This window comes from Phytohabitans sp. LZ39 (assembly GCF_059359075.1).
This window is the reverse complement of the sequence record NZ_JCADBM010000003.1, coordinates 298,822-310,724: the sequence shown is the minus strand read 5'-3', so window position 1 is coordinate 310,724 and position 11,903 is coordinate 298,822. Positions and strand designations below refer to the sequence as shown.

Genomic DNA, 11,903 nt, shown 5'->3' with positions numbered 1-11,903 from the left:
ATGCGGATCACCGGATACCGGACCCTGACGACGGCACAGCATTGGGGCCGGCCGGTCGGCGACGCCAACGGCGTCTACGCCGACGGCGTCATGACCGTGCCGATCATCCTGGTCGAGACCGACGAGGGGATCACCGGAGTCGGCCTGGGGTCGCACGTGGAGGCCGAAGCCATCTTCCAGGCCCTGGAGGGTCAGGACCCGCGCGCGGTGACGGCGCTCTACGACCGGATGCTGCGGCAGACCTTCAAGGCCGGCCACGCCGGCGTGGTGTTCGGCACGATCGGCGCCTTCGACACGGCGCTGTGGGACATCAAGGCGCAGGCCGCTGGCGAGCCGCTGTGGCGGCTGCTGGGCGGCCGGGACCGCCGGGTCAACGCCTACGCCTCCGGCCTCGACATCGGCCTGACCGACGAGGAGCTCGTCGCCACCTACGAGGTGTACGCGGAACACGGGCTCCGCGCCGCGAAGCTCAAAGGTGGCCTGGACATCGAGCGGGACCGGCATCGCCTGACGCTGGTGCGGCAGGTGCTGACCGAGGCCGCGCGCGGCATGCGGCCGGGGCTGATGCTGGACGCGAACGAGTCCTGGACCCGCAAGCAGGCGGTCCGCCACGTCTGCGAACTCGAACGCACCCTGGACCTGGCCTGGATCGAGGAGCCGGTCCGACGCTGGGACGCGGACGGGCTGGCCGCTGTCAGCCGCGGCGTGCGTACCTCGGTCGCCAGCGGCGAGAACCTGACCGGGCTGGAGCAGTTTCGGCCGCTGATCGCCGCCGGCGGCCTCGACATCGTCCAGACGGCCGCGGTCTGGGGCGTCACCCACTTCCTGCGGGTATCCGCGCTGGCGCACGCCCATGACCTGCCGGTCAGCCCGATCGGCAACACGCCCGTCGCCCTGCTGCACGCCGCGACCTCGGTGCCCAACCACATCGCCAGCGAACTCCAGGACCTGCGGTCGCCGATCGGCGTGACGATCGACCTCCAGGTGGAGGACGGCGCCTACATCCTCGGCGACTCGGCGGGCCTGGGCATCCGCGTCGACGAGGACACGATCGCCTCGGTGTACCAGCGGACCGCACCCGCACCCGCCGGACCGCACGTACGGCCCGAGCAGGCCGGCCGGCGGCTGCTCGCCGTCACCAGCCGCGCCGGCGCCGCGCACCAGCCGCATCCGGTGGACGTCCACTAGACCAGCCCGCACCCCGCGCCGCGCCGCGGCCCGGCAGGAAAGGAAGTCGCTGTGCGCCCCTCGTCGGCCCGAAGAGCAGTCGTGGCCTTGGCCGCGGTAGGAGTGTCCATTGTGTCTAGCCCCGCCGCGCAGGCGGCTCCCCCCGAACACGTCATCGTGGTCGCGCCGCCCGGCACCGCGAACGCCAGGGACAGCGGCCCGGGCACCTTCGCCCGCCCCCTCGCCACCCTGGGCGAGGCGCAACGGCGGGCGCGCCTCGAGGCGGCCAAAGGCAACCGCGACGTCACCGTCCATCTACAGAGCGGCACCTACCGGCTGACCGAGCCGCTGCGCTTCGACGCCGCCGACTCCGGACGCGGCGGCCGCATCGTGACCTGGCGGGGCGCGCGCGGCACGAGTGTCCTCAGTGGAGCACAGCCGGTCACCGGGTGGGAGCTCGACGACGCCGCGACGGGCGTCTACAAAGCACACGTCGGCGCCGGCTTCGACACCCGCCAGCTCTACGTGGACGGCGCCCTGGCGCAGCGCGCCCGGATCCCGCTCGCGCGCACCGACATCACGCTCAACGCCACCGGCTTCACGCTGAACAACCCCGACCTGGCGTACCTGGCCACGCTGCCGGACCAGCGGCGCATCGACTTCCAGGCGATGCAGTCCTTCACCAACCGGTTCGCGCCGGTGCAGAGCATCTCCGGCACGACCGTGGTCATGCAGCAGCCCGCGTGGGACAACAACACCTACGGGTACGACGCGCTCCAGTCCCCGTTCCGGACACCGACCTACTTCCTGCTGAACGCCAGGCGCTTCCTCGACGAGCCCGGCGAGTGGTACCTGGACCCGACGGCCGGGACGCTGTACTACAAGCCGCTGCCGGGGCAGGACATCCGGCAGGCGCGGGTCGAGCTGCCGCGGCTGGAGTCACTTGTCCAGGTGGGCGGCACCTACGACGCGCCGGCGCGCAACCTCCGGTTCGAAGGGCTGACGTTCACCGGCACTACCTGGCTGCACCCCAGCTCGCCCAACGGGTACGCCAACCAGCAGACCGGCGTGTTCATCACCGGTGTCCAGCCCGACCGGCCCGCCGACGCGTTCACCTCCTGCGCGGTCGGCTGCCGCGGGTTCGAAGGATCGCGCAACGGCTGGGCGCAGGCGCCCGCCGCCGTGCAGGTGTCCGCCGCACACGGCATCAGCTTCCACGACAACGCGTTCGTCAACCTCGGCTCGATCGGGCTCGGGATCGGCAACGACGCCAACGCCCACGCCACCGGCGTCGGGCTGGGCGCCCGCGACGTCTCGGTCGTCGGCAACACGTTCACCGCGAGCGCCGGCGGCGGCGTCGTGATCGGCGGCGTACGCCCCGACGCGCACCACCCCTCGGATCCCCGCATGGTCAACAGCGACATCCTCGTCAGCGACAACCGGCTCTACGCGTCGCTGCTGGAGTACCTCGACCAGGACCCGATCTTCGCCACCTACGTCACCCGGCTCACCATCGCGCACAACTACATCAGCGACGCGCCGTACACCGGCATCGGGCTCGGCTACGGATGGGGTGCCAACGACCCGGGCGGCAGCCCCGAGTACGTCAACCGCGGGCTGTACGACTTCCAGCCGATCTACCAGACGCCGACGACGCTGAGCGACGTGCGGATCGTCGGGAACTACGTGCGCAACGTCGTGCAGACCATGTTCGACGCCGGCTGCATCTACACCCTCTCGGCGATGCCGCGCAGCACCATCGAGGAAAACTTCTGCGAAAACAGCGGCCAGCTCGGCCTCTACTTCGACGAGGGCTCCCGATACCTGACCGCCAGCCGCAACGTGTTCGTCGACACCGCCGGACAGTGGGCGCACGCGAACAACCAGAACGGCAACCGCACCGGCGACCTCACCCTTGTCGACAACTACACCACCAACCCGGCCATCACCGGCATCGTCAACGGCAGCCGCGGCAACGTCACCCGCGGCAACGTCACCATGAGCGCCGCGAACCCGGCCATCGAGGCCAGCCGGATCATCTACAACGCCGGCCCGACCGGGAGATATCGGGGCCCGGCCGACCCCGAGCGCCCGCCGGTCGGCGCGGTGCTGTCGGCGGAGCCGGCCAGTCTCGGCGCGGGTGGCACCACCACCGTCACCGCCACGCTGGAGAACATCAGCGACAAAGCGGTGGCCGAGCTGACCGCCGCCATCGCGGTGCCGGAGGGCTGGCGGGCCGTCCGCACCGGACCCGCCCCGCGGCCACGCCTCGCCCCGGGTGCCTCGCAGACCGTCTCGTGGCAGGTCACCGCACCGGCGTCGGTCACCGTCCCGGTGGCCCGCGCGGCCGTCACCGCCACGGTGGACCTGCGGGCCGGCCAGACCGGGTACGAGCTGACCAGGACGGTGAACGTGGCGGCCATCAACCCGCTCACCTCACTGCCCGGCTACGGGTCGGTGCCGAGCCAGTTCGGTGAGGCCGGCGGCGCCTACGCGATCCTGACCGCCGGGACGGACATCTGGCAGGACGGCGGCGGTGCGTTCGACGAGTACGGCGCCATCTACCGCGACGGCGCGGTCGGCGCCTCGTCGACGGTGACGGCCCGGGTCACCGCGATGGACGGCACCAACCCGTGGGCCAAAGCCGGCGTGGCCATCCGCAACGACCTCACCGGCGCCGGGACGTCGCCCGGGTACGCGGTCGTCGTCGCCACGCCGGGCAACGGGGTGGCCTTCCAGTGGGACGCCGACGGCAACGGCTACCTCGACTCGTTCAGCGGCGCCGGCGGCGTGCGGGCGCCCGTGTGGGTGCGGCTGGTCCGCGCCGGCGACGAGGTCAGCGGCTACTACTCCAGCGACGGCAGCACGTGGACCAAGGTCGGTCCCACCGTCAACCTGGCCGGCGTCGCCGCGACCCAGGACGCCGGCCTGATCGCCACCTCGCACGCCGCCGGAGTGACCGGCCAGTTCAGCTTCAGCGACTTCACCGTCACCCCCTGAACACAACGGACTGCGGAGGGCATCGCGGCACCCGGTGCCCTCCGCGACCAATTTTGTCTACATAGGAGGGAGGCGCGATGGAGGCGGTCGTCTACCGCGGCGCCCGAAAGTTCGAGGTCGAGGACCGGGCCGCCGAACCGCCGGAGCCCGGCCAGCTGGCGATCGAGGTGGCCTACACCGGAATCTGCGGCACCGACCTGCACATCTACCACGGCGACATGGACGCCCGGGTCGGCCCGTCCGCGATCATCGGCCACGAGATGTCCGGACGCGTCGCCGCCATCGGCCAGGACGTGACCGGCTGGTCCGTCGGCGAGCCCGTCACCGTCATGCCGACCCGGTCCTGCGGCCGGTGTGCCGCGTGCCAGCGCGGCAACTCCCACGTCTGCCACGCCATGAACTTCCTCGGCATCGACTCGCCCGGCGCCATGCAGTCCATCTGGAACGTCCCGGCGGATCTGGTACTGGCGCTTCCCGACGCTCTGCCGCTACACGACGCGGCACTCGTCGAGCCGGTCGCGGTCGCGGTGCACGACGTGCGGCGCTCGGGTCTCGGCGCGGACGACTACGCCGTCGTGGTCGGTGGCGGACCGGTGGGTGTGCTCATCGCCCTGGTGGCCCAACACGCCGGCGCGAAGGTGGTGCTCGTCGAGCCCAACCCGTTCCGGCGTTCGGTGGCCCGACAGGTCGGCCTCGAAGCCGTCGACCCCCAGATGGTCGACGCGGTCGCGCTGGTGAACGAACGCACCGGCGGCGCGGGCGCCGACGTCGCGTTCGAGGTGTCCGGCTCCGCCGCCGGCGTGGAGACGGCGGTCGACGTCCTGACCACCCGGGGCCGGCTCGTCCTGGTCGGGATCCACACCCAGCCCCGTCCGGTCAACCTGCACCGGTTCTTCTGGCGCGAGCTGGAACTGTTCGGCGCTCGCCTCTACCAGCGCGACGACGTGGCCGAAGCGATCCGGCTGGTCGCCGCCGGGGCGATCCCGACCACGCAGCTCATCTCGGGGACCATGCCCGTCCACGCCGTCGAGGCCGCCTTCGCCGTTCTCGAACGCGGCGGCGGGGTCATGAAGGTCCTCCTGGACTGGCGGGGAACCGCGCGATGAGCGCGCTCTTCGACCTGACCGGACGCACCGCCGTCGTGACCGGTGCCCGCCGCGGGATCGGACTGGCGATGGCCGCGGCGCTGGCGGACGCCGGCGCCGACATCATCGGCGTATCGGCCCACCTCGAACCCAGCGGCAGCGCGGTCGAGCAGCGGGTGCTGGCGGCCGGACGGCGGTTCACCGCCCTGCGCGCCGACCTGGCCGACCGGACGGCCGTGCACCGGCTCGCCGCGAACCTCAACACCCGCGGACCGATCGACATCCTCGTGAACAACGGCGGCACGATCGCCCGCCAGCCGGCGGCCGACCACTCCGACGAGATGTGGGACCAGGTCATGGAGGTCAACCTGAGCAGCCAGTTCGTGCTCAGCCGGGAGATCGGCCGCGGCATGGTCAGCCGAGGGCACGGCAAGATCATCTTCACGGCGTCGCTACTGAGCTTCCAGGGCGGCATCAACGTTCCGGGCTACACCGCCTCCAAGTCCGGCGTCGCCGGGCTCACCAAGGCCCTCGCGAACGAGTGGGCGGCGCACGGTGTCAACGTCAACGCCATCGCGCCGGGCTACATCGACACCGACAACACCCAGGCGTTGCGCGCCGACCCGCGGCGCAACCAGGCGATCCTCGACCGCGTCCCGGCCGGTCGCTGGGGACGGCCCGACGACATCGCCGGAGCCACCGTGTTCCTGGCCTCCCCGGCGTCGGACTACGTCAACGGCGCCGTCCTGCCCGTCGACGGCGGCTGGCTGGGACGCTGATGAACGGTCACCCGTACGCACCCGCCGGCCTCGTGGACGCCCACCACCACCTGTGGAACCGTGCCCGCCACCCGCAGCACTGGATCGACCCGTACACGATGGCCGCGATCGACGCCGACTTCGAACCGTCCGACCTGGCCCCGCTCGCCGCGGCCGCGGGCGTCTCGCAGACCGTCGTCGTGCAGTCGATCAGCTCCGAAGCGGAGACGGTGGACCTGCTGAGCGTCGCCGCGGGCAGCGACCTGATCCGGGGCGTCGTCGGCTGGGTGGACCTCACCGCAGCGGACGTCGCAGACCGCATCGACCGGTTGCGGGCGGGTACCGGCGGCGACCGGCTGGTCGGCATCCGCCACCTCGTCCAGGGCGAGCCCGATCCGGCCTTCCTCGACCGCGCGGACATCCGCCGGGGAATCGGCGCCGTCGGCGCGGCGGGCCTCGTGTTCGACCTGGTCATCCGCCAGCACCAGATCCCCGCCGCGATCCGCCTGGCGGCCGCGCTGCCGCACGTGCGGTTCGTCCTGGACCATCTCGGCAAACCGGCAGTGGCCGGCGGCGACATGTTCGAGTGGGCCCGCGACATGTGGACGCTGGCGCGGCAGCCGAACGTGTCGGCCAAACTCTCCGGCCTGGCCACCGAGGCCGGCTGGGCGTCCTGGACACCGGCGGACCTGAAACCCGCGGTGGCGCACGCGTTGGACGTGTTCGGGCCCGATCGGCTGATGTTCGGTTCGGACTGGCCGGTGTGCCTGCTCGCCACCACGTACCAGCGGTGGATCGACACCCTGTCCGAGCTGCTCGTCGAGTGCGACGAGCGGCAACACGACGCGATCTGGCGGCGGACCGCGCGGCGGGTCTACCGGCTGGAGTCCTCGTGAACGCCAGGGCGCCGCGGCGCGGGCCGGCGGGCCTCGTCGAGACGTCGCCGGCGGCGCGGAGCGTGTGATGCCGGCCAGCCGGGTCGACGAGACGAGCCTGGTCGTCGCCGCGCAGGCGGGGGACCGGCGGGCACTCGACGAGCTCGTCACCGCCTACCTGCCGCTGGTGTACACCATCGTGCGCCGGGCGCTGGGCGGGCTCGCGGACGTCGACGACGTCGTGCAGGAGACCATGCTGCGCGCCCTGCGGGAGCTGCGCACGCTGCGTACCCCGGAGAGCTTCCGGCCCTGGCTGGCGACGATCGCGACCCGCCAGATCAGCACCCACCTCCACCGGCGGCAGGCCGACGCGCGGCGGACGGCCCCCCTGGACGAGGTGATCGACCTGCCGGACGCCGACGCGGAGAGCCTGGCACTGACGCACGTGGAGCTGTCGAGCCACCGCAGGCAGGCGGTCCGCGCCAGCCGATGGCTCGACCCCGACGACCGGGCCCTGCTGTCGCTGTGGTGGCTGGAAACCGCCGGCCAGCTCACCAGGGCCGAGCTCGCGGCGGCGTCGGGGACGAGCGCGGCGCACGCCGGTGTGCGTGTCCAGCGGATGCGCCAGCAGCTCGAGCTGAGCCGGTCACTTGTCGCGGCGCTGGAAGCCCACCCGCGGTGCGCGCAGCTGACCGCTGTCGTGGAGGACTGGAACGGCGTGCCGGGTCCACTGTGGCGCAAACGCATCACGCGGCATACCCGGTCATGTCCGGTCTGCACCCGCGCCGCCGGCGAACTGGTGCCCCTGGAGCGGCTCGTCGCGGGCCTGGCGCTGCTTTCCGTCCCCGTGGCGCTGTCGGCCGCGGTGCTCCTCAAGAGCGCGGTCACCGCCGGTGTCAAAGCGGGGTTTCTCGGCCAGCTCGCCCAGGCGGCGGGGGCGCACCCCGTCGCGACGGCGGTGATGGCCGGCACGCTGGTCGCCGGCGCCGCCGTGACGACGGCCACCTGGTCGGCACCCGCGCCACCGGGCCGGCAGGCGTTCGGGGCGCCGACATCGGCTTCCGCTCCGCGGCCGGTGGGGTCGGCCCCCGCGGTGGCGCCGGCGCCGTCGACTTCCGAGCGGGTCGCTCCGTCCTCGACGCGCGCGAACCCGACCGTGGCAAGCCCTTCGGGCACGCCGCCGTTCACGTCGGGCCGCGCCACGCTGGAGTCGGTCAACGCGGTAGGGCTTTTCGTCACGACCGGCAACGACCTCGGGGTCCTGGAGCGGGCCGACGCGGCCGCCTCCCGGCAACGCGCGACGTTCGAGGTGGTACACGGTCTGGCGGATCCCGGCTGCGTCTCGCTTCGCGTCCCGGACGGCCGTTACCTGCGCCATTCGTCCTGGCGGCTGCGGCTGAGCGCGGACGACGGCACCGAGCTGTTTCGCGGCGACGCGACGTTTTGTGTGCGCGCGGGCTCCGTCCCCGGTTCGGTGTCGCTGGAGTCGTCCAACTACCCCGGTGCTTTTCTGCGCCACCGCGGCACCGAGCTGTGGGTGGATCCCTCCGACGGCAGCGCGGCGTTTCGCGCCGACGCGTCCTTCCGGCCCCGGCCGCCGTCGGCGGGGTAGCCGCCCGCGACCGTCCGGCACCGGTGCCGATAACAGAAACGCGCGGCGCTTTTATGCGCTCGCCGGTTCTAATCGGTATCGAAAATGTGTTATCGGTGGGGACTGTCGAAAGTCCGGTCGCGCATCGACGTTTCCCTCTTGAACGCTTTGAAACAATCTGGCAATCTCACACGCATCGATGCGTTGCGTGTTCATCCACTTCCGCTCGACCCGGGCGAAGTCCAAAGGGAATAGCGATGTTAGCGCTAACGCCGCGAAGCGACCGACTTTGAAAGGTACTGACGATGAGCGAGCTCCTCCACGCGGGCCGTCCGCGACGGCGACGGCGGACCAAAGTGATACTGCCACTGGCGCTGGCCTCGTTGCTGGCCACCGGATTGGCGTTCGTGTCCACCGGGACCGCCAACGCGGGCACCACGCTCGGTGCCTCGGCGGCCGAGAAAGGCCGCTACTACGGCGCCGCCGTCGGGACGTACAAGTTCAACGACGGCACCTACATGTCCGTGCTCAACCGCGAGTTCAACAGTCTCGTCGCGGAGAACGAGATGAAGTGGGACGCGACCGAGCCGCAGCGTGGAGGGTTCAACTACGGCGCCGGCGACCGCATCGTCAGCCACGCCCGGGCCAACGGGATGAGCGTGCGCGGCCACACCCTGCTGTGGCACGCGCAGCAGCCCGGATGGGCTCAGAACCTGTCCGGCGGCGACCTGCGCAACGCCGCCATCAACCACGTCACCCAGGTGGCCACCCACTTCCGGGGGCAGATCCACTCGTGGGACGTGGTCAACGAGGCGTTCGCCGACGGCGGCAGCGGCGGCCGGCGAGACTCCAACCTCCAGCGCACCGGCAACGACTGGATCGAGGCGGCGTTCCGTGCCGCCCGCGCCGCCGACCCGGGCGCGAAGCTCTGCTACAACGACTACAACACCGACGGCGTCAACGCGAAGTCGACCGGGATCTACAACATGGTCCGCGACTTCAAGGCCCGCGGCGTGCCGATCGACTGCGTCGGCTTCCAGTCGCACCTGGGCACCTCGATCCCCGGTGACTACCAGGCCAACCTCCAGCGCTTCGCCGACCTCGGCGTCGACGTGCAGATCACCGAGCTCGACGTGACCCAGGGCGGCAACCAGGCGAACATCTACGCCACCGTCACCCGGGCCTGCCTGGCGGTCTCCCGGTGTACCGGCATCACGGTGTGGGGTGTGCGGGACTGCGACTCCTGGCGCGGCTCCGACAACGCCCTGCTGTTCGACTGCGCGGGCAACAAGAAGGCCGCGTACAACGCCGTCCTCGACACGCTCAACGGCGGGACCAACCCGAACCCGACGACCCCGAACCCGACCGGAAACCGGCTGCGCAACGAAGGATCCGGCCGGTGCCTGGACGTCAACGGCGCCAGCTCGGCCAACGGCGGACAGATGATCATCTGGGACTGCCACAGCAACGCGAACCAGCAGTTCACCCAGAACGGGCGGGCGCTGCAAGTGATGGGCAAGTGCCTGGACGTCCCCGCCAACGCCGGCAACGGCACCCGGGTGCAGATCTGGGACTGTAGCGGCGCCACGAACCAGCAGTGGGTCCTCAACGGCAACGGCACGATCAGCAACGCCCAGAGCGGCTTGTGCCTGGACGTCAACGGCGCAGCGACCGCCAATGGCTCAGCGGTGATCGTGTGGAGCTGCCACGGCGGCGCCAACCAACGCTGGGCGAGAGCCTGAAGACGAACGAGTGTCGGTAATTCCACCTGCTCACCGGGGGACGCGGAGGGCCGGCGCGGAGAGGGCAAACTCCGCGCCGGCCCAGCGGCTATCGCAACGGTCTGGGTTTGATCGAAAAGGAGTGAAGCCATGTCGGATGTGTCGGCGCGCACCGTGAGGTGGCGTCGTGTGTTGGCCGCCGCGGCCGCCGCGGTGGTCGTGGGTGGTGCGCTGGTCACGGTCGTCGCCACGTCGGCGTCTGCGGCCACAGTGGACACCACGGCCTGGTACGTGCTGGTAAACCGAAACAGCGGTAAGGCCGTGGACGTCAACGGCGCCGCTACCACCGACGGTGCGCGGATCATTCAGTGGTCGCGTCATGACCAAGCCAACCAGCAGTGGCAGTTCGTGGACAGTGGTGGCGGCTACTACCGGATCAGGTCGCGACACTCGGGCAAGGTGCTGGACGTCTCCAACGTCTCCACCGCGGACGGTGCCGCGATCGTGCAATGGTCCGACCACAACGGGGCGAACCAGCAGTTTCGGCTGGCCGACTCGGACGGCGGCTACGTCCGGTTGATCAACCGGAACAGCAACAAGGCGGTCGAGGTGCAGGGTGCCGCGACCAACGACGGCGGCAACGTGGTGCAGTACACCGACGTGGGTGGCAGCAACCAGCAGTGGCAACTCGTCCGCATCGGCGGGACGCCGACCACCCCGCCGACGTCGCCGCCACCGACCGGCACGTGCTCACTTCCGTCGAGGTACAGCTGGTCGTCGACGGGTCCGTTGGCGAACCCGAAGTCGGGGTGGGTGTCGTTGAAGGACTTCACCTATGCTCCGTACAACGGGCGGCATCTTGTCTACGCGACCACGCACGATTTCGGTACGTCGTGGGGTTCGATGAACTTCAGTCTCTTCTCCGACTGGTCGCAGATGGCCTCGGCGAGCCAGAACACGATGTCGTCGGGCACCGTCGCGCCGTCGCTGTTCTACTTCGCCCCCAGAAACATCTGGGTGCTGGCCTACCAGTGGGGTGGGACCGCGTTCTCCTACCGCACGTCCAGCGATCCGACCAATCCGAATGGCTGGTCGTCGCAGCAGGTGCTGTCCACGGCGAGCATCTCCAACTCCAACACCGGGCCGATCGACCAGGCGCTGATCGGTGACAGCAGCAACATGTACCTGTTCTTCGCCGGCGACAACGGCCGGATCTACCGGGCCAGCATGCCGATCGGGAACTTCCCGGGCAGTTTCGGCAACCAGGCTACGGTGATCATGACGGACAGTACCAACAACCTGTTCGAGGCGGTCCAGGTTTACAAGATCCAGGGGCAGAACCTGTATCTGATGATCGTCGAGGCGATCGGTGCGCAGGGCCGTTACTTCCGTTCGTTCACCTCGACAAGTCTGGGTGGGACGTGGACGCCGCAGGCGGCCAGTGAGAGCAACCCGTTCGCGGGTAAGGCCAACAGCGGCGCGACGTGGACCAACGACATCAGTCACGGCGAGCTGATCCGTAGCAACGCCGACCAGACGATGACCGTCGACCCGTGCAACCTGCAACTGCTCTACCAGGGTCGTTCGCCCAGCTCCGACGGCACCGAATACGGCCTGCTGCCCTACCGACCCGGTCTTTTGACCCTGCAACGCTAAACACTTACCGACGGCGGGCTCGGCCTTGCGCCGAGCCCGCCTCGCTCTGG

8 protein-coding genes are annotated in these 11,903 nt (G+C 70.6%); all 8 read left to right on the top strand.

The genetic code is table 11. From position 1 onward, the window contains the following. The 8 genes from AC5L36_RS07895 (at position 1) to AC5L36_RS07860 (ending at position 11,853) form a co-directional block, all read left to right on the top strand. Positions 1-1,188: a mandelate racemase/muconate lactonizing enzyme family protein gene (locus AC5L36_RS07895; RefSeq protein WP_441216928.1), complete on the top strand. Its 1,188-nt coding sequence runs from the start codon at positions 1-3 to the stop codon at positions 1,186-1,188. A 111-nt stretch (positions 1,189-1,299) separates the two neighbouring features. Beyond that, entirely contained in the window at positions 1,300-4,167 is a 2,868-nt protein-coding gene (locus AC5L36_RS07890; RefSeq protein WP_441216927.1) for an NEW3 domain-containing protein, read from the top strand. Between the two features lie 77 nt (positions 4,168-4,244). Continuing rightward, positions 4,245-5,273: a zinc-dependent alcohol dehydrogenase gene (locus tag AC5L36_RS07885; protein ID WP_441216926.1), complete on the top strand. Its 1,029-nt coding sequence runs from the start codon at positions 4,245-4,247 to the stop codon at positions 5,271-5,273. Then, entirely contained in the window at positions 5,270-6,031 is a 762-nt protein-coding gene (gene kduD, locus AC5L36_RS07880) for a 2-dehydro-3-deoxy-D-gluconate 5-dehydrogenase KduD (protein ID WP_441216925.1), read from the top strand. The genes AC5L36_RS07885 and kduD overlap by 4 nt, the downstream gene beginning before the upstream one ends. Then, entirely contained in the window at positions 6,031-6,906 is an 876-nt protein-coding gene (locus AC5L36_RS07875) for an amidohydrolase family protein (protein WP_441216924.1), read from the top strand. Before kduD ends, AC5L36_RS07875 begins: the two co-directional genes overlap by 1 nt. Positions 6,907-6,973: 67 nt before the next feature. Next, positions 6,974-8,497, top strand: a complete 1,524-nt coding sequence (locus AC5L36_RS07870; protein ID WP_441216923.1) for a sigma-70 family RNA polymerase sigma factor — start codon at positions 6,974-6,976, stop codon at positions 8,495-8,497. 284 nt (positions 8,498-8,781) lie between these two features. Further along, the gene (locus tag AC5L36_RS07865) at positions 8,782-10,218 is read left to right on the top strand and encodes an endo-1,4-beta-xylanase (protein ID WP_441216922.1); all 1,437 of its coding nucleotides are present in this window, start codon (positions 8,782-8,784) and stop codon (positions 10,216-10,218) included. A gap of 129 nt (positions 10,219-10,347) precedes the next feature. Then, positions 10,348-11,853: a non-reducing end alpha-L-arabinofuranosidase family hydrolase gene (locus AC5L36_RS07860; RefSeq protein WP_441216921.1), complete on the top strand. Its 1,506-nt coding sequence runs from the start codon at positions 10,348-10,350 to the stop codon at positions 11,851-11,853. Positions 11,854-11,903: the final 50 nt, after the last annotated feature.

What these genes read in the sequence shown, in the direction of transcription:
- AC5L36_RS07895 (WP_441216928.1), top strand. Translation starts at nt 1, where the DNA reads ATGCGGATCACCGGATACCGGACCCTGACGACGGCACAGCATTGGGGC.
- AC5L36_RS07885 (WP_441216926.1), top strand. Translation starts at nt 4,245, where the DNA reads ATGGAGGCGGTCGTCTACCGCGGCGCCCGAAAGTTCGAGGTCGAGGAC.
- kduD (WP_441216925.1), top strand. Translation starts at nt 5,270, where the DNA reads ATGAGCGCGCTCTTCGACCTGACCGGACGCACCGCCGTCGTGACCGGT.
- AC5L36_RS07875 (WP_441216924.1), top strand. Translation starts at nt 6,031, where the DNA reads ATGAACGGTCACCCGTACGCACCCGCCGGCCTCGTGGACGCCCACCAC.
- AC5L36_RS07870 (WP_441216923.1), top strand. Translation starts at nt 6,974, where the DNA reads ATGCCGGCCAGCCGGGTCGACGAGACGAGCCTGGTCGTCGCCGCGCAG.
- AC5L36_RS07865 (WP_441216922.1), top strand. Translation starts at nt 8,782, where the DNA reads ATGAGCGAGCTCCTCCACGCGGGCCGTCCGCGACGGCGACGGCGGACC.
- AC5L36_RS07860 (WP_441216921.1), top strand. Translation starts at nt 10,348, where the DNA reads ATGTCGGATGTGTCGGCGCGCACCGTGAGGTGGCGTCGTGTGTTGGCC.